Source organism: Enterobacter sp. 725m/11, assembly GCF_011683705.1.
GTDB classification, from domain to species: domain Bacteria; phylum Pseudomonadota; class Gammaproteobacteria; order Enterobacterales; family Enterobacteriaceae; genus Enterobacter; species Enterobacter bugandensis.
This window is the reverse complement of record NZ_JAAQOK010000013.1, coordinates 70,021-86,460: the sequence shown is the minus strand read 5'-3', so window position 1 is coordinate 86,460 and position 16,440 is coordinate 70,021. Positions and strand designations below refer to the sequence as shown.

Sequence of the window (16,440 nt, the reverse complement as noted above, 5' to 3'; positions counted from 1 at the left end):
CACACTATGCCGTTCACTAAAGCTAGGACGTTGCTATACATTTGCCAGGAAAAACTGACAAATTGCGCACTATATGAGAAGGAATAGTCCGAAACCGATCGCCGCAGCCCAGAGCAGCATCGGGATCGACCAGAGGTGGAAGCGCCACCAGATGCGACGGTCGTTGGCCATGCGCAGGGCGATCAGGTTTGCCAGGGAGCCGGGCAGCAGCCCAAACCCACCGATGTTCACCGCCCAGGCCAGTAACGTGTCCGGCGGAACGTAGTTGAGCAGCAGAATGGTGGCAGGCACGTTGCTGATAAACTGCGACAGGCCAATCGCCGTCAGCCACAGCCCCGGCTGCGACAGCGTGCTGACACTGTGCAGAACGTTTTGCAGCACCGGAAGCTGAATAAGCAGATGCACGTCGATGAACATCGCCATAAAGACCAGCAGCAGCGTCCAGTCCACGCTCACCAGCACGCGCCGCGCCAGCACGACAAAGCCCGCGGCGACGAGCAGGACGCCCGCCAGCTCATACCTCAGCTCCAGGGCGAACAGGAAGACGATATACAGCCCGAGGCAGCTCCAGACCAGCCGCGGCTGCCACTGCGGGCCCGTGGTCCCGCTATGGTATTGCAGCTTTTTATCCGGAAACGCGAACCAGCAGACCGCCAGCAGCGATAGCATCATCACCAGCGCCAGAGGCGCCATCTGCCAGGTAAAGGCGGCGAATGACAGACCGGAACGTCCCCAGAGAAGAATATTTTGCGGGTTGCCGATGGGCGTCAACAGAGAACCGGCGTTAACGGCGAGCGCTTCAAAGATGATCAGTCTGCTGACCGGGATCTCGCAAAGCTTACGCAGGGTGAGCGTGAGGGGTACGATGATAAACAGCGCCACATCGTTGGTCAGAAACGTCGACAGCACCGCGGCGGAGAACACCATAAACAGGGCCAGCCTGCGCTCGGTGGCAAAACGGCGCACCATTTTACGCCCCAGGACGTCAAAATAGCCGCTCAGCTCGACCCCTTTGGTCAGCATCATTAACCCACTCAGGGTGATGATGGTGCGCCAGTCAATCGCCGCAGACCAGGCCTGTGGCGCAAACGGCACAAACAGGCTTAACCCGGCGCCAATGATTAATAAGAGATGGAAGAAACGATCACGTGAGAGGGCCTGCAGTCCAGGGATTTTCATTCAGCAGAGGGACCATATTTAAGGGTAAATTCGCGAAACTTCACCAGCGTCTCTTCGCTAACGTGGTGCTCCATTCCTTCCGCATCCCGACGGGCAATTTCCGGGCTGACGCCCAGCACCAGCAAAAAGTTCTCGACAAGCTGATGGCGCTCGCGGCTCTCCTGCGCAAGCTTCTCCCCTTCCGGCGTCAGAAACACGCCGCGCCAGGGGATCATTTCGATCAGGCCTACCGAGGCCAGACGTTTTAACATTTTAGCGACCGTTGGCTGCGAAACCCCCAGCCTGGCGGCCATATCGACCTGACGCGCTTCCCCAACCTCGCGGATCAGATCGGAAATCAGTTCAACATAATCATCAATCAGTTCACGCCGGTGCGCTTCACGGACCTGGCGAAAACCTTCGACATGTTCTTCAACATTCACCAGTTGCGTCGTTTTTTTAATGGCTGGCTTACCTGCGCGACGGTTCATTGTACTTCCTCATTGGGGTGACGCTTCCAGCGCCCGGTATCGAGAGCGCACATTGTAAACCATCCCTCCACAAGCACAAAAAATTAACGAAATAGCCATAGCTATACAATATAGCCTGTGCTATATCTGTATGTAATGCAGTCACCCTTCACGGATCGAAGGGATCAAACATCAGGAGGTTTCATGAACGAATTCAAGAGGTGTATGAACGTGTTTACCCACTCTCCTTTTAAAGTGCGCTTAATGCTGTTGAACATGCTGTGCGATATGTTTAACAACAAACCGCATCAGGACGACAAACCTTCCCACTAAGCGGCGTTGCGGTACGCCGCTTCATTTTTCTGTCACACTTCCGCTGTAAACTGACCAATTCCCGATAATTTTTGCGGATTTGCAGCCCCCTTCGCAAAACATCTGTTTAGCAACTGTTGACCTTAATTCACGCTCGCACTATCTTCTTGCAGCCCTGCACAATTTGCGGCTCGCTGAAGCGGACCTCTCATTCCCTTTCCACGCACTGTCCGGCAGGCTTTGACCCTTGGCGCCAGGGTGAGCACATGGCGTTTTTGTGATAGTGACCTATGAATGTAACCCTGATAGATACCATCGTTACCCGCAGCCGGGCCTTAAGCCCGTGGACGGGATTTTACTTTTTGCAGTCGCTGCTGATTAACTTTGCGCTCGGCTATCCCTTCAGCCTGCTTTATGCAGTGGCTTTCACCTGCATCCTGCATGTGCTGTGGCGAGCGGCCCCGCGCGTGCAGAAAGCGTTGGTAGGGGTCTGTTCGCTGATTGCTGCGATGTATTTCCCGTTTGGCCAGGCCTACGGCGCGCCAAACTTCAACACCCTGCTGGCGCTGCACTCCACCAATATGGAAGAGTCGACGGAGATCCTGACGATCTTCCCCTGGTACAGCTACGTCGTCGGCCTCTTTATCTTTGCGCTTGGCGTCATCGCGGTTCGTCGCAAAGCAGACGCGAAGAGATCATGGGGAAAAATGGAGTCTCTGTGCCTGGCGTTTAGCGTGGGGACGTTTTTCGTTGCGCCGGTGCAAAACCTGGCCTGGGGCGGCGTGTTCAAGCTGAAAGATACGGGCTATCCGGTGTTCCGTTTCGTTAAAGACGTCGTCGTGAACAATAAAGAGGTTCTCGACGAGCAGGCGCGCATGGCTGAACTTTCCAATATGAAAGAGACCTGGAACGTGCTGGCGGTTAAGCCGAAATACCATACCTATGTGGTGGTGATTGGCGAGAGCGCACGTCGCGACGCGCTGGGCGCATTTGGCGGGCACTGGAATAACACACCGTTTGCCAGCTCTGTCAACGGCACCCTGTTTACCGATTATGTGGCGGCCAGCGGCTCGACGCAGAAATCGCTCGGCCTGACGCTGAACCGCGTGGTGGATGGCAAACCTCAGTTTCAGGATAATTTTGTCACGCTGGCCAACCGCGCCGGTTTTCAGACCTGGTGGTTCTCCAATCAGGGGCAAATTGGCGAATACGACACCGCCATCGCCAGTATTGCTAAGCGTGCTGACGAAGTGCAGTTCCTGAAGAGCGGCGACTTTGAAGCCGACAAAAACACCAAAGACGAGGCGCTGCTGAAGATGACGGCGCAGGTCTTTGCTACCCAGCGCACCCAGCCGCAGCTGATTGTTCTGCACCTGATGGGATCGCACCCGCAGGCCTGCGATCGCACTGGCGGTAAATACGCGGAGTTTGTGCAGTCGAAAGAGACCTCTTGCTATCTCTATACCATGACGCAAACCGACGAGCTGCTCAGCAAGCTTTACGATCAGCTGCGCAATACGGGCGAAAGCTTCTCTGTGGTCTATTTCTCTGATCACGGGCTGGCGTTTAAAGAGCGTGGCAAAGAAGTGCAGTATCTGGCGCACGACGACCAGTTCCAGCAGAATTTCCAGGTGCCGTTTATGGTGCTGTCGAGCGATGATAAAACGCATCGCGTTATCAAAGCGCGGCGCTCGGCGAATGATTTCCTGCAGTTCTTCTCGCAGTGGACGGGGATTAAGGCCAAAGAGATAAAAAATGATTACCCGTTTATCTCCAACAAGAAAGCGCCCCCAGTGTACGTTACCAACTTCAAGTTACAGAAAGTTGACTATAACCATCTGGGTACCGATATTTTTGATATAAAGAGTAAGTAAGCTGTGCGATCTCGTGCGGTCTGATGCCCTCACCCTGACCCTCTCTCACAAGGAGAGGGGAAAAAGCTAAAAAAAAATCCGCCACATTGGGCGGATTTTTTATTAGCTCACCGAAGTGATTAGAAGCGGTAACCTACGCCCGCGATCCAGGTGCCAACGTCAACGTTGCGGATACGGCTCTGCTCATAGGAGAAGTCCAGCGCCACGTCCTGGATTGGGTTGAACTGCAGGCCTGCGCCATAGGAGAAGCCGTAGTCGCTGTTGCTTGCAGTGCGGTTCAGACCCTGGTTTTCGGTCTGCTGGAATTTACCGTAGCCAACACCTACAACACCGTAGATGCTCGCCCAGTCGTTCAGACGGTAAGCTGGACCAGCAGTGATACCGTAGTACTGGCCTTTGTTGTATGCGCCGTTTTCAGTACGATCTTTCTCGGTGTAGGTGAAAGAACCGATCACGCCCAGCGGGTTGTTATCCTGCTCGTAACGATACTTCAGGTTGAAACCGTTGGTTTTGTTCATCACGCCCTGCATATCGCTCTGAGCGTAACCACCAGTTACAGTAGAAGTAGCAGCTACAGCGGTACCTGCGGAAACAGCCAGTACAGCGGCCAGTGCTGAAAGACATGCAATTTTTTTCATAACCACCTCAAATGTGCTTCAAGTAAGTCCGTAAGTTTTAAATATATCAAAAAATTTTGCGAAACTCTTTGTGATTCGTGATGTCTAATGAGGCCTTTCCTGTAACAGAACGTTTCCAACCTCAGCTAACTCTTTCAAATCACATGCGATTTTTCCTACTAAACGCCCATATTGCGCGTCTGCGCCGTTACATTCATCCAGATTATTCCTAATCTTTCAGGTGATAAATCCACCAGCGCTTAACCATTTTACGGATTTCACGGGTCTTTTTTTTCAACCTAGTCTCAACCGTAGCTGTATATTTCCTTTACACTGCAACCTTTACTCCACTTGACATTAGCTGACAGGAGAAAGGATGCCTGGGTTATCCCGCACGTCGTCGGTCTGGTTGCCGGTAGCCGTCATACTTATTGCCATGTTGTCCATCCAAAGCGGTGCTTCGCTGGCAAAATCGCTTTTTCCACTGGTGGGTGCGCCCGGGGTAACAGCCCTGCGTATCGTGCTGGGAACGGCGATACTGGTCGTCATCTTCAAACCCTGGCGTCTGCGCTTCAAAAAAGAGCAACGTCTTCCCCTGCTTTTTTATGGTCTGTCCCTCGGGGCAATGAACTATATGTTCTACCTCTCCATCCAGACCATCCCGCTGGGGATTGCCGTCGCGCTGGAGTTTACCGGCCCGCTGGCGGTCGCGCTTTTCTCGTCACGTCGTCCGGTGGATTTTATCTGGGTCGTGCTGGCCGTTCTGGGCTTATGGTTCCTGCTGCCGCTCGGCCAGAATGTCTCTGAGATTGATCTCACGGGCGCAGCGCTGGCGCTGGGAGCAGGAGCCTGCTGGGCTGTCTATATACTCACCGGGCAGCGAGCGGGTGAAGAGCATGGCCCGGCAACGGTCGCCCTGGGTTCCGTGATTGCGGCTATCGTTTTTGTGCCGATCGGTATGGCGCAGGCCACGGAGTCTATCTGGCAATGGTCAGTCATGCCCATCGGGCTGGCGGTCGCTATTCTTTCAACGGCTCTCCCCTATTCTCTGGAGATGATTGCCCTGACGCGTCTGCCGACGCGCATATTTGGCACTCTGATGAGCATGGAGCCCGCCCTTGCGGCGATCTCCGGGATGGTGTTCCTGGGCGAAACGCTGACGTTTACCCAGACGCTGGCGCTCTGCTCAATTATCGCGGCGTCAATGGGGTCAACGCTCACCATGCGCCCTGAACCTAAAGTTGAGAAAATCGACATCGGCTAATGCCATATATTCTGCATGGCTTCACGGCCATGCAGAATAAAGGCCAGAATGCCATCCGTTATAATTTCTTACATAGTTTGTCAAATTACCGAAATATCCTTCCCCACCCATTCTCCTCAATGCGAATTAAGATTGATCTGTATCAATTTTAAAATTATCTTTTAATTTCAATAAATTAAATTATCAACCTCCTTCTTGCTATTAAACCGATAGGCACAGCCAGACCGCAGAGAAAAAATCCGGTGCTATACTTAGTTCCGTAATTACCTGGGACATAAACATCAAGAGGATATGAGATTATGAGTACCGCTAAACTGGTGAAAACGAAAGCGTCTAATCTGCTTTATACCCGTAACGATGTATCGGATAGCGACAAAAAAGCGACCATTGAGTTGCTGAATCGCCAGGTGATCCAGTTCATCGATCTTTCGCTGATCACCAAACAGGCCCACTGGAATATGCGCGGTGCAAACTTTATCGCCGTCCATGAAATGCTGGATGGCTTCCGCACAGCACTGGTGACACACCTCGATACGATGGCTGAACGTGCCGTTCAGCTGGGTGGTGTCGCGCTTGGTACCACGCAGGTGATCAACAGCAAAACGCCGCTGAAAAGCTACCCGCTGGATATCCACACCGTTCAGGATCACCTGAAAGAGCTGGCGGACCGCTACGCGATTGTGGCTAATGACGTGCGCAAAGCGATTAGCGAAGCCAAGGATGAAGATACCGCAGACATCTTCACCGCCGCATCCCGCGACCTGGATCAGTTCCTGTGGTTTATCGAATCTAACATCGAGTAATCCATAAGACTTTCCTGTCAAACCCTCGCCTCTGGTGAGGGTTTTGCACATTTATGGTGCACAGTTTTTGCCTGAGACGGTGCAAAAGTGAATAAATTGTAATAATCACCTCACACAACCGTTAATGGAAGATTGTTTTTTCGTCAGAATTTACGCTTAATATCTCCCCGTCAGTTGACCCAAACGAAGCGCACCAAAATGGTGCTCCATGCTGGTGCAACACGACATCATTGCCACGCTTTTTGTGCAATGGATGATTTCATCCCCTTTGTAAAACAACAGCTTGTAAAGTTGGCACGATTTTTTCATTGTGCCAGTCGTTCTCGCAGGGGATCGCCCCGTGGATATAAAAGGAAATGCTATGAAGTCTGTATTAAAAGTTTCACTGGCTGCACTTACCCTGGCTTTTGCGGTGTCTTCTCAGGCTGCCGACAAACTGGTTGTGGCGACCGACACGGCGTTCGTTCCGTTTGAATTCAAACAGGGTGACAAATACGTTGGTTTTGATGTTGATCTGTGGGCCGCTATCGCCAAAGAACTCAAACTGGACTACACCCTGAAGCCGATGGACTTCAGCGGCATCATCCCGGCGCTGCAAACCAAAAACGTCGATCTGGCGCTGGCGGGCATCACCATTACCGAAGAACGTAAAAAAGCGATCGACTTCTCTGACGGCTACTACAAAAGCGGCCTGCTGGTGATGGTCAAAGCGGATAATAACGACGTAAAAAGCGTGAAAGACCTCGACGGTAAAGTGGTGGCAGTGAAGAGCGGCACCGGTTCCGTGGATTACGCGAAAGCGAACATCAAAACCAAAGACCTGCGCCAGTTCCCGAACATTGACAACGCGTATATGGAACTCGGCACCAACCGTGCTGACGCTGTTCTGCACGACACGCCGAACATCCTGTACTTCATTAAAACGGCGGGTAACGGCAAGTTCAAAGCCGTGGGCGACTCTCTGGAAGCTCAGCAGTACGGTATCGCGTTCCCGAAAGGCAGCGACGATCTGCGCACCAAAGTTAACGGCGCACTGAAAACGCTGAAAGAGAACGGCACCTACAACGAAATCTATAAAAAATGGTTCGGTACTGAGCCTAAATAATTTTACCTGAATTCAGGTTTATAGCGCCCGGCGGCGCTCACGCTGGCCGGGCCTACATTTTTCGTTTTTCACCACGGTATACAGGAATACATCATGCAGTTTGACTGGAGCGCCATCTGGCCTGCCATTCCACTCTTGCTTGAAGGCGCTAAAATGACCCTGTGGATTTCGGTCCTGGGTCTGGTAGGTGGGTTGATTATCGGTCTTGTCGCCGGTTTCGCCCGCACCTACGGTGGCTGGATTGCAAACCACATCGCACTGGTTTTCATCGAAGTGATCCGCGGCACGCCGATTGTCGTGCAGGTCATGTTTATCTACTTCGCCCTGCCAATGGCCTTCACCGACCTGCGCATCGATCCGTTCAGCGCGGCCGTCGTGACCATTATGATCAACTCGGGCGCCTACATCGCGGAAATCACCCGCGGGGCGGTGCTGTCGATTCATAAAGGTTTCAGCGAAGCCGGTCTGGCATTAGGTCTTTCTCGTCGCGAAACGATCCGCCACGTTATTCTCCCGCTGGCGCTGCGCCGCATGCTGCCGCCGCTGGGTAACCAGTGGATTATCAGCATTAAAGATACATCGCTGTTCATCGTTATCGGCGTGGCCGAACTGACCCGTCAGGGCCAGGAAATCATTGCGGGCAACTTCCGCGCGCTGGAAATCTGGAGTGCGGTCGCCGTTGTTTATCTGATCATTACGCTGGTACTGAGCTTCGTTCTGCGCCGTCTTGAAAGAAGGATGAAAATCCTGTGATTGAATTTAAAAACGTCTCCAAGCACTTTGGCCCAACCCAGGTGCTGCACAATATCGATCTGAATATCAAGCAGGGTGAAGTGGTGGTGATTATCGGGCCTTCCGGTTCCGGTAAATCGACCCTGCTGCGCTGCATCAACAAGCTGGAAGAGATCACCAGCGGCGATCTGATCGTTGACGGTCTGAAGGTAAACGACCCGAAAGTGGACGAGCGTCTGATTCGTCAGGAAGCGGGCATGGTGTTCCAGCAGTTCTACCTGTTCCCGCACCTGACGGCGCTGGAAAACGTGATGTTTGGCCCACTGCGCGTGCGCGGTGCCAACAAAGCGGCGGCGGAAGCGCTGGCAAAAGATCTGCTGGCGAAGGTTGGCCTGGCGGAGCGGGCGCACCACTACCCTTCCGAGCTCTCCGGTGGCCAGCAGCAGCGCGTGGCGATTGCGCGCGCGCTGGCGGTGAAACCGAAGATGATGCTGTTTGATGAGCCGACGTCCGCACTCGACCCGGAACTGCGCCACGAGGTGTTGAAAGTCATGCAGGATCTGGCGGAAGAAGGGATGACGATGGTGATCGTGACCCACGAAATCGGCTTTGCTGAGAAAGTGGCTTCCCGCCTGATCTTTATTGATAAAGGCCGCATCGCCGAAGACGGTAACCCGCAGGAATTGATCGCGAATCCGCCTAGCCAGCGTCTGCAGGAGTTCCTGCAGCACGTCTCCTGATCCCTCGCTACATACCGAGCCGGGCTTGCCCGGCTTTTTTACGCCAGATTGTTCCCAAAAACTTCCCTCCGCCTCTCGCCCTCTATACTTATCATTTTGCACGATATTTTTGTCGGAGGACGCCGTGCCGTGGATCCTGCTGCTGTTGATAAGCCTGTTTAGTGCGCCATCGCTCGCCGTGGCAATCCCCGGCGTCACCACCGGAGCAACTGCTACTCAGCAAAATACGCCGCCTCCGGAGCCGGATGTAGAACAAAAAAAAGCGGCCTATAGCGCACTTGCCGACGTCCTTGAGAATGACACCTCCCGGCAGGAGCTGATCGATCAGTTGAGGAAGGTGGCCGCCACGCCGCCTCAGGATCCGGTTCCGACCATTACGCCACCGCAGGTCGAAGAGGAAAAGACGGTACTGGAAAACGTCACCGACATCAGCCGCCGCTACGGGGAAGCCCTGTCGTCGCGTTTTGCCCAGCTCTATCGAAATCTTATTGGCACCTCGTATAAACCTTTTAATCCCCACACCTTCACCGCAGCCGCCACGCAGTTTGCGATTCTGGCGGGTGCCGTATTCATTTTTTACTGGCTGCTGCGCCTGTGCGCCTGGCCGCTCTACCGGAAGATGGGCCACTGGGGACGGAAAAAAAATCAGCATAAAAGCAGCTGGCTGCACCTCCCGGCCATGATTACCGGGGCGTTTATCATCGATTTACTGCTGCTGGCCCTGACGCTGTTTGTCGGTCAGGTGCTGGCGGACCGCCTCAATACGGGCAACAAAACCATTGCCTTCCAGCAGGCGCTCTTCCTGAATGCGTTTGCGCTCATCGAATTTTTTAAAGCGGTGCTGCGCGTCATCTTTTGCCCGCGCGTGCCTGAACTTCGCCCTTTCAACATCAACGACGACAGCGCGAAATACTGGGCCGTGCGGCTAAGCGTGCTCAGCGGGCTGATAGGATACGGCCTGCTGGTTGCCGTGCCGATTATATCCAACCAGGTCAACGTGCAGTTTGGCGCGCTGGCGAACGTGCTGATTATGCTCTGTATAACCGTCTGGTCTCTGTACCTTATCTTCCACAATAAAAGGGCGATCACCGAGAGTCTGCTGCATCTGGCCGACCGTTCCCTCTCTTTCTTCAGCCTGTTTATCCGCGCCTTCGCGCTGGTGTGGCACTGGCTGGCAAGCGCGTACTTTATTGTGCTGTGCTTCTTCTCGCTGTTCGACCCGGGAAACAGCCTGAAATTTATGATGGGGGCGACGTTTAAAAGCCTGGCGATTATCGGCATCGCGGCGTTTGTGTCCGGGCTGTTGTCCCGCTGGATCTCGAAAACCATCACCCTGTCGCCGCAGGTGCAGCGTAATTACCCGGAACTGCAAAAGCGGGTGAACGGCTGGATGTCGGTATCGCTGAAGGTGGCGCGCATCCTCACCGTCTGCGTGGCAATTATGCTGCTGCTGAATGCGTGGAGCCTGTTTGATTTCTGGAACTGGCTGCATAACGGCGCAGGCGAGAAGACCGTCGATATTTTAATTCGTATCGCGCTGATTCTGTTCTTCTCCGCCGTCGGCTGGACGCTGCTGGCGAGCCTTATCGAGAACCGTCTGGTATCGGATATTCACGGCAGACCGCTCCCCAGCGCCCGCGCGCGCACGCTGTTGACCCTGTTCCGCAATGCGCTGGCGGTGATCATCAGCACCATCACCATCATGATTGTGCTATCGGAAATCGGCGTGAATATCGCCCCGCTGCTGGCGGGTGCTGGCGCGCTGGGTCTGGCGATCTCCTTCGGCTCGCAAACGCTGGTGAAGGATATTATTACCGGCATCTTTATCCAGTTTGAGAACGGGATGAACACAGGGGATCTGGTGACCATCGGGCCGCTGACCGGTACCGTGGAGAGGATGTCGATTCGCTCGGTAGGCGTGCGTCAGGATACCGGGGCATATCACATCATTCCCTGGTCATCGATCACTACCTTCGCCAACTTTGTGCGCGGCATTGGCTCCGTTGTGGCCAACTACGATGTGGATCGTCATGAGGATGCCGACAAAGCGAAGCAGGCGCTGCGGGATGCGGTCAGTGAACTGATGGAAATGGAGGATATTCGCGGGCTGGTGATTGGCGAGCCGTCGTTTGCCGGCATCGTTGGGCTGACCAACACGGCTTTCACCCTGCGCGTGTCGTTCACCACCCAGCCGCTGAAGCAGTGGACGGTGCGCTTTGCCCTCGACAGCATGGTGAAAAAGCACTTCGATCTGGCGAACGTGCGAACGCCGGTGCAGACGTATCAGGTATTGTCGCCGCCCGCCTCGCCGCTCCCTCCGCAGGAGCCGACGCTGTAACCGAGCCGGGTGGCGGCTTTGCCCTACCCGGCCTACGGCGGGATACTATTTGCGACGTTTGTTATCGTCCATAAACGACCAGGCGATAAAGCGGCTCTGCTTCTGGCCCTGCGCCATCTCTTTTTTCACCACTTTTACGGCGCCCGCTTCGCTCAGCGCGCGGTAGAGCGGCGGCAGGTTATCCCCGCGGGAAACCAGCGTCGTGAACCACTTCACCTGACGGCCAAACTGTTTGCTTTCCGCAATCATGCGCAGGATGAAGGCAACTTCACCGCCCTCGCACCACAGCTCCTGCTGCTGCCCGCCGAAGTTCAGCGCGGCGTCTTCCACCTGACCGAGGTTGCGGCGTTTACGTTCGCTGCCCGCGCGAGCCGCTGCCGCCGAATCATGAAACGGCGGGTTGCACATCGTAGCGTCATAGCTTTCGTTTTTATGAATAATGCCGTTGAAGATGGCAGCCGCCTCTTTCTGACGACGCAGACGAATGGAACGGCTCAGGCCAGGGTTCGCGCTGATAATCGCCTGCGCGCTGGCAAAGGCCTCGGCGCCGATTTCGCTCCCGGTAAAGCGCCAGTGATATTCATGTACGCCAATAAGCGGGTAAATCAGGTTTGCCCCGGTGCCTATATCCAGGATGGAAGCCTGCTGCGGTACAGCGCCGTCACGATCTTCGGCAAGCAGATCGGCAAGGTGATGAACGTAATCAGCACGGCCCGGCACAGGGGGGCAGAGAAAGCCTTCCGGAATATCCCAGTGAGCCACACCGTAAAAATGCGCCAGCAGGGCTTTGTTCAGCGTTTTCACCGCCTGCGGATCGGCAAAGTTGACGGTCGGCTCACCCGCTGGGGTCTGGACAATATAGTCCTGCAGCGCAGGGCAGCTCTGGCACAGGGCGTTCATGTCGTAGCGGCTGCGGTGGCGATTTCGTGGGTGCAATCCCGGCTTTTGGGAAGTCATGGCGTTCTCCTTTAAACAGCGGCGTAAGATACCCTGTGCTGGCCCAGCGGTAAATCTTTCTCTGCGGCGCTTAAAAAAACACCGTAAATCAAACACCTCTACGTCTATGATCTGTCAGCGAATTGTCAGTTTTTATCGTTCAAAAAATAAGCAGATCATCATCAAATATTTGCGCTAAGTCACACTCGTCAGGCTTCTAAACTTAAAGGGAATCACCTGTTGTTTCCTCATGAGGATGTGATTATGAAAAAGTACCTGACCCTTGCTGTTATCGCCGGCGCCCTGGCAACGGCTTCATTTTCTGCGATGGCCGTTCAGTCACTGAATGAAAGTACCGATACTAGCCAGCTGCGTCCGGCGGGCACCGTCTCGGTAAGTCGCGCAAGTAACCTTGACGATCTGCAGAATAAACTGGCCGAAAAAGCCCGCCAGGAAGGTGCGAAAGGCTTTGTCGTGAACTCCGCTGGCGGAGATAACCATATGTACGGCACAGCAACCATCTATAAATAATTTTTTCCTCCACAACAAGACTGCATCTGCCTGCCGGATGCAGTTCATTTCCACTTTATCTTGATTGTTCATTTTTTAACCCCATATTAAAAACAGGGTATAAACCGATTTCAGGAGGATGCCATGGCTTCCGGTTGGGCGAATGACGACGCCGTTAACGAACAGATCAACAGTACCATTGAAGATGCGGTTGCGCGCGCTCGCGGCGAGATTCCGCGCGGCGAAAGTTTGAAGGAGTGCGAAGAATGCGGAGAGCCGATCCCGGAGGCGCGGCGTAAAGCCATTCCAGGCGTAAGGTTATGTATTACCTGCCAGCAGGATAAAGATTCAAAAAATGCGTCACATTCAGGTTATAATCGCAGAGGATCGAAAGATAGCCAGTTACGCTGACTCTCCTTTACCTAAGTTAACCCTGCCTGCACTTACCTTTACGCTCACGGTTTTTAGCGAACCGCGTAGCAAAATGTGCCCTTCATCTTTGTTCTGTAAAGCGCATCCACAAGAAGTGTAAAGCGCTGGTTTGAATTTATTAATATTCAATAAGTTATTTGTCATTCAATTTTTTTGACTGATCACGTCAATTCTCTTCGATTTTATCCGTCAGGAAAAAACGTGATACTTATCACATCGACGGAACATCGTCCCCTTAACAGAAAACACCTGCGAGAGATTAATTATGAAAACCATCAAATATGCTGTAGCTGCTGTTGCCCTGTCCGCTCTGTCTTTCGGCGCATTCGCCGTAGAGCCTGTTTCATCCACTCAGGCCCAGAGCATGAATAAAATCGGTGTGGTAAGTGCAGAAGGCGCGACCACGCTGGACGGCCTGGAAGCCAAGCTGGCTGAGAAAGCCGCTGCTGCCGGTGCAAGCGGATACACCATCACCTCCGCTAACACCAATAACAAGCTGAGCGGTACTGCGGTTATCTACAAATAATCGCCTGAAATGAATGCTGTACCCTCGCCAAACCCTCTGGTGAGCTGCTCCAACCCTCATTGACCCTGTTGTTTGTTACCCTTGCTTGCCCGTCCGCCACTGGACGGGCTTTTTTTTGCTTAAAACGACTGTGCCACCCGCTGTAACCCCGCTTCCACCGTCTCTACCTCCCCTGTCGCCAGCAAGCAGCAGGCCATTTGCAGTTTGATCGACTGTGGGACCGGCACATTTCCGGCCAGGCACTGCGTAATCCAGTGCGCGGTAACCTGCGGATCTTTTGACTCCGGCAGAATCACATCGCTGTTTTCTTCCCCGCGTTCAAGCACAACGCGCGTACCGGCAGAATCGATCAGCATCAGCTGTGGGCAACGCTGCGGGTTGGCGTACACCTCCCCTTCTGTTCCGTGCATCAGCAGTGCGCGTCCACCGATTTCGGCAAAGAACTGACCGACGCGCGTCACGTACTCCGGATGAGAAACACTGGAAAGACGCAGTGCGGCATCCTCAGCAAACGGCGTTGCCAGCTTCGCCAGGGTGTGCGCACTGTTACGCACGCCCATGCGCCAGCGCATGTCCAGCTGCTTTTCCAAAGGCGGGCAGAGCGCACGAACGGGAATATAGACCGGCTGGTTCCCCTCCAGCTTTGCCTGCGCCTGGCCGGCATGGAGAGTCGGTTCAATGCCCAGCAGTTCAAAGATGGTTTCTGTCAGCACGCGCGTGGGATCTTCGCTGACCCCATGTACCACCACCGGGAACCCCAGCTTATGTAACAATATAGCCAGCAGCGGCGTCAGGTTTGCCTGCTTGCGCGCCCCGTTATAGCTCGGGATCACAATCGGCATCGGTTTTGCCACTGGCGGCGTTAAGCGCAGCGTTTGCGCCTGCATCGCCTCGTAGAAACCACGCATCTCCGCTTCGCCTTCACCTTTGATACGCAGCGCAATCAGGATGCCGCCCATTTCCAGGTCCGGTACCTCGCCGTTGAGCATACGGGTGTAAAGCGCGCGAGCGGTTTCATGGTCCAGGTCGCGGGCGTGGTTTTTCCCACGTCCTACCTCTTTGATAATTTTGCGATAATCCACGACATTTCTCCTGACAGCCTATCTTGTTAACACTATAGCCCTGATGAATGGCTCTCCGTTAGTTTTTTATCCCTTAAGGCAACCTTCTGTTTTAATAGCAAAAAATAAACACAAGCTTTTTTTCAATTATTTGTGATTTCTATAGCAGATTCGTATTCATACATTTTTTGATTAAATAACCAGCGGAAAGTCATTAAGGGTCAACGGTGAAAACGTCCAGGCAACGCTATCACCCGAAACATATCAGGATTTGCTATGAACAAGGTTGCTTTAGGTTTAATCATCGCCGCAGCGGTGGGATGTTCTGCATCCACGTTTGCGGCAACGAACGGTGAAGGGCAAATAAACTTCACCGGCGAAATTATCGATTCTGCTTGTCAGGTCGTAAATGGATTAAGTAATCCATTAAATGTACAGCTGGGGAAAGTGTCTAAAACGGTATTTACCGGTGCAGGCTCTACCAGCACCTTAACGAAGTTTGATATTCAGTTAACGAATTGTCCTGACACGGTCACCTCCGCCGCCATTAACTTTGGCGGAACACCGGATGCGAATAACAATTCAACGCTTGCCTTAACGCCAGATACCGATGCGGCGACAGGGGTGGCGATTCAGCTGGTGGATGCCTCGCAGCAGCCTGTCAGCCTGTATACGCCGTCTCAGCAGTATCAGTTAACCTCCGGCACGGCGGTTAACGATCTGGAGTTCGGCGCACGCTATATCCAAACCGGCCCGGCAATTACCGCAGGCCCTGCTAACTCCGTTTCAACCTTCACCGTTATTTATAACTGATCTTATCAATCCGGAGATATTAATGCTTTCGCGAGCATTAATATCTTCTCTATTCATTGAGAAATCTTTATGCGCCACGGTTATTTACTGAGCACACTTTTACTGGTAGCAACTGCTTCACATGCTGGGGTCATTATTAACGGCACCCGACTGGTCTATCAGGGAGATAAAAAGGAATCTTCTCTTGGTCTTTCAAATCCAGATGCGACGGATTATCTGGTGCAGTCCTGGGTTGATTCCGGCGGTAAAAACCTGGCCAAAGCCCCATTCCTGATCACCCCGCCGCTTTTCCGTCTGGATGCGCACGAAGATAACGTTCTGCGCGTGGTGCGTACGGGCGGAAATTTACCGGAAGACAGGGAATCCCTGTACTGGTTGAACATTAAAGCAATCCCTTCCTCAAAACACGTTGAGGGGGTAAATACGCTGCAAATCGCCATTAATACTCGAATCAAATTACTGTATCGCCCGTCTGCGGTAAAAGGCAGACCAGAAAATGTGGCGGATAAACTTGAATGGCGCCGCGAAGGGAACGATCTGGTGGTGAATAACCCCACGCCGTTCTATATGAATTTCCAGACCGTTACGCTGAATGGTCATAAAGTCGCGAAAGCCACCTGGGCTGTTCCGAAAACGGAAACGCATTTTGCCTTACCGGGTAATGTCGGGGGCGCGAACGTGACGTATTCCATTATTACCGACTTCGGCAGCATCAGCCATACCTGGTCGAAATCCGTTCATTAATTCTT

At 53.4% G+C, this 16,440-nt stretch carries 18 protein-coding genes; 13 read left to right on the top strand and 5 right to left on the bottom strand.

Annotated features, from left to right (window positions below; genetic code table 11):
- Window positions 1-69: 69 nt before the first annotated feature.
- Together HBA26_RS07900 and mntR are read right to left on the bottom strand one after the other, a co-directional pair.
- Window positions 70-1,179, bottom strand: coding sequence for an anion transporter (locus HBA26_RS07900; protein ID WP_028012451.1), 1,110 nt, complete (start codon window positions 1,177-1,179; stop codon window positions 70-72).
- On the bottom strand, window positions 1,176-1,649 hold the full coding sequence (gene mntR, locus HBA26_RS07895) for a manganese-binding transcriptional regulator MntR (protein WP_028012450.1): 474 nt from the start codon (window positions 1,647-1,649) through the stop codon (window positions 1,176-1,178). The genes HBA26_RS07900 and mntR overlap by 4 nt, the downstream gene beginning before the upstream one ends.
- Before the next feature lie 183 nt (window positions 1,650-1,832).
- On the opposite strand from mntR, the gene mntS reads away from it, so the two are divergent.
- Together mntS and HBA26_RS07885 are read left to right on the top strand one after the other, a co-directional pair.
- Window positions 1,833-1,961: a manganase accumulation protein MntS gene (gene mntS / locus HBA26_RS07890; RefSeq protein ID WP_032644847.1), complete on the top strand. Its 129-nt coding sequence runs from the start codon at window positions 1,833-1,835 to the stop codon at window positions 1,959-1,961.
- A 269-nt stretch (window positions 1,962-2,230) separates the two neighbouring features.
- Window positions 2,231-3,814: a phosphoethanolamine transferase gene (locus tag HBA26_RS07885; protein ID WP_166720866.1), complete on the top strand. Its 1,584-nt coding sequence runs from the start codon at window positions 2,231-2,233 to the stop codon at window positions 3,812-3,814.
- 119 nt (window positions 3,815-3,933) lie between these two features.
- Here the strand turns inward: HBA26_RS07885 and ompX are convergent, their stop codons facing one another.
- A complete protein-coding gene (gene ompX / locus HBA26_RS07880) occupies window positions 3,934-4,452 on the bottom strand; it encodes an outer membrane protein OmpX (RefSeq protein WP_028012448.1) in 519 nt (172 codons plus the stop codon).
- 355 nt (window positions 4,453-4,807) lie between these two features.
- On the opposite strand from ompX, the gene rhtA reads away from it, so the two are divergent.
- The 6 genes from rhtA (at window position 4,808) to ybiO (ending at window position 11,413) form a co-directional block, all read left to right on the top strand.
- Complete coding sequence (gene rhtA, locus HBA26_RS07875) at window positions 4,808-5,695, top strand: threonine/homoserine exporter RhtA (protein WP_041910716.1); 888 nt, start codon at window positions 4,808-4,810, stop codon at window positions 5,693-5,695.
- Window positions 5,696-5,994: 299 nt separating this feature from the next.
- Entirely contained in the window at window positions 5,995-6,498 is a 504-nt protein-coding gene (gene dps / locus HBA26_RS07870; protein WP_008501171.1) for a DNA starvation/stationary phase protection protein Dps, read from the top strand.
- A gap of 361 nt (window positions 6,499-6,859) precedes the next feature.
- Window positions 6,860-7,603, top strand: coding sequence for a glutamine ABC transporter substrate-binding protein GlnH (glnH, locus tag HBA26_RS07865; protein ID WP_014831177.1), 744 nt, complete (start codon window positions 6,860-6,862; stop codon window positions 7,601-7,603).
- Between the two features lie 93 nt (window positions 7,604-7,696).
- Window positions 7,697-8,356 (top strand): glutamine ABC transporter permease GlnP, encoded by a 660-nt coding sequence (gene glnP / locus HBA26_RS07860; protein ID WP_003858462.1) that lies wholly within the window; start codon window positions 7,697-7,699, stop codon window positions 8,354-8,356.
- The gene (glnQ, locus tag HBA26_RS07855) at window positions 8,353-9,075 is read left to right on the top strand and encodes a glutamine ABC transporter ATP-binding protein GlnQ (protein ID WP_028012446.1); all 723 of its coding nucleotides are present in this window, start codon (window positions 8,353-8,355) and stop codon (window positions 9,073-9,075) included. Before glnP ends, glnQ begins: the two co-directional genes overlap by 4 nt.
- A 124-nt stretch (window positions 9,076-9,199) precedes the next feature.
- On the top strand, window positions 9,200-11,413 hold the full coding sequence (gene ybiO, locus HBA26_RS07850) for a mechanosensitive channel protein (protein WP_126346134.1): 2,214 nt from the start codon (window positions 9,200-9,202) through the stop codon (window positions 11,411-11,413).
- A gap of 45 nt (window positions 11,414-11,458) precedes the next feature.
- On the opposite strand, the gene rlmF is transcribed toward ybiO, so the two are convergent.
- Complete coding sequence (rlmF, locus tag HBA26_RS07845; RefSeq protein ID WP_164558242.1) at window positions 11,459-12,370, bottom strand: 23S rRNA (adenine(1618)-N(6))-methyltransferase RlmF; 912 nt, start codon at window positions 12,368-12,370, stop codon at window positions 11,459-11,461.
- Between the two features lie 243 nt (window positions 12,371-12,613).
- Here rlmF and mcbA point away from each other — a divergent pair, with 243 nt between their 5' ends.
- From mcbA to ybiJ, 3 genes are all read left to right on the top strand, one after another.
- Entirely contained in the window at window positions 12,614-12,880 is a 267-nt protein-coding gene (gene mcbA, locus HBA26_RS07840) for a DUF1471 family periplasmic protein McbA (RefSeq protein WP_028012443.1), read from the top strand.
- Between the two features lie 123 nt (window positions 12,881-13,003).
- Entirely contained in the window at window positions 13,004-13,270 is a 267-nt protein-coding gene (locus HBA26_RS07835) for a DksA/TraR family C4-type zinc finger protein (protein WP_028012442.1), read from the top strand.
- Window positions 13,271-13,556: 286 nt separating this feature from the next.
- Window positions 13,557-13,817: a DUF1471 family protein YbiJ gene (gene ybiJ / locus HBA26_RS07830; protein WP_014883102.1), complete on the top strand. Its 261-nt coding sequence runs from the start codon at window positions 13,557-13,559 to the stop codon at window positions 13,815-13,817.
- Window positions 13,818-13,936: 119 nt separating this feature from the next.
- Here ybiJ and ybiB read toward each other — a convergent pair whose 3' ends face one another.
- Complete coding sequence (ybiB, locus tag HBA26_RS07825; protein ID WP_048999192.1) at window positions 13,937-14,899, bottom strand: DNA-binding protein YbiB; 963 nt, start codon at window positions 14,897-14,899, stop codon at window positions 13,937-13,939.
- A gap of 255 nt (window positions 14,900-15,154) precedes the next feature.
- Between ybiB and HBA26_RS07820 the strand changes: the two genes are divergently transcribed.
- Entirely contained in the window at window positions 15,155-15,691 is a 537-nt protein-coding gene (locus tag HBA26_RS07820) for a fimbrial protein (RefSeq protein WP_028012440.1), read from the top strand.
- Between the two features lie 69 nt (window positions 15,692-15,760).
- The gene (locus tag HBA26_RS07815) at window positions 15,761-16,435 is read left to right on the top strand and encodes a molecular chaperone (RefSeq protein ID WP_126346127.1); all 675 of its coding nucleotides are present in this window, start codon (window positions 15,761-15,763) and stop codon (window positions 16,433-16,435) included.
- The last annotated feature ends 5 nt before the right edge of the window (window positions 16,436-16,440 follow it).

Excerpts from the sequence above, each read along its gene's own strand:
- HBA26_RS07900 (WP_028012451.1), bottom strand. The coding sequence starts at position 1,179 with ATGAAAATCCCTGGACTGCAGGCCCTCTCACGTGATCGTTTCTTCCAT.
- mntR (WP_028012450.1), bottom strand. The coding sequence starts at position 1,649 with ATGAACCGTCGCGCAGGTAAGCCAGCCATTAAAAAAACGACGCAACTG.
- mntS (WP_032644847.1), top strand. The coding sequence starts at position 1,833 with ATGAACGAATTCAAGAGGTGTATGAACGTGTTTACCCACTCTCCTTTT.
- HBA26_RS07885 (WP_166720866.1), top strand. The coding sequence starts at position 2,231 with ATGAATGTAACCCTGATAGATACCATCGTTACCCGCAGCCGGGCCTTA.
- ompX (WP_028012448.1), bottom strand. The coding sequence starts at position 4,452 with ATGAAAAAAATTGCATGTCTTTCAGCACTGGCCGCTGTACTGGCTGTT.
- rhtA (WP_041910716.1), top strand. The coding sequence starts at position 4,808 with ATGCCTGGGTTATCCCGCACGTCGTCGGTCTGGTTGCCGGTAGCCGTC.
- dps (WP_008501171.1), top strand. The coding sequence starts at position 5,995 with ATGAGTACCGCTAAACTGGTGAAAACGAAAGCGTCTAATCTGCTTTAT.
- glnH (WP_014831177.1), top strand. The coding sequence starts at position 6,860 with ATGAAGTCTGTATTAAAAGTTTCACTGGCTGCACTTACCCTGGCTTTT.
- glnP (WP_003858462.1), top strand. The coding sequence starts at position 7,697 with ATGCAGTTTGACTGGAGCGCCATCTGGCCTGCCATTCCACTCTTGCTT.
- rlmF (WP_164558242.1), bottom strand. The coding sequence starts at position 12,370 with ATGACTTCCCAAAAGCCGGGATTGCACCCACGAAATCGCCACCGCAGC.
- mcbA (WP_028012443.1), top strand. The coding sequence starts at position 12,614 with ATGAAAAAGTACCTGACCCTTGCTGTTATCGCCGGCGCCCTGGCAACG.
- HBA26_RS07835 (WP_028012442.1), top strand. The coding sequence starts at position 13,004 with ATGGCTTCCGGTTGGGCGAATGACGACGCCGTTAACGAACAGATCAAC.
- ybiJ (WP_014883102.1), top strand. The coding sequence starts at position 13,557 with ATGAAAACCATCAAATATGCTGTAGCTGCTGTTGCCCTGTCCGCTCTG.
- HBA26_RS07820 (WP_028012440.1), top strand. The coding sequence starts at position 15,155 with ATGAACAAGGTTGCTTTAGGTTTAATCATCGCCGCAGCGGTGGGATGT.
- HBA26_RS07815 (WP_126346127.1), top strand. The coding sequence starts at position 15,761 with ATGCGCCACGGTTATTTACTGAGCACACTTTTACTGGTAGCAACTGCT.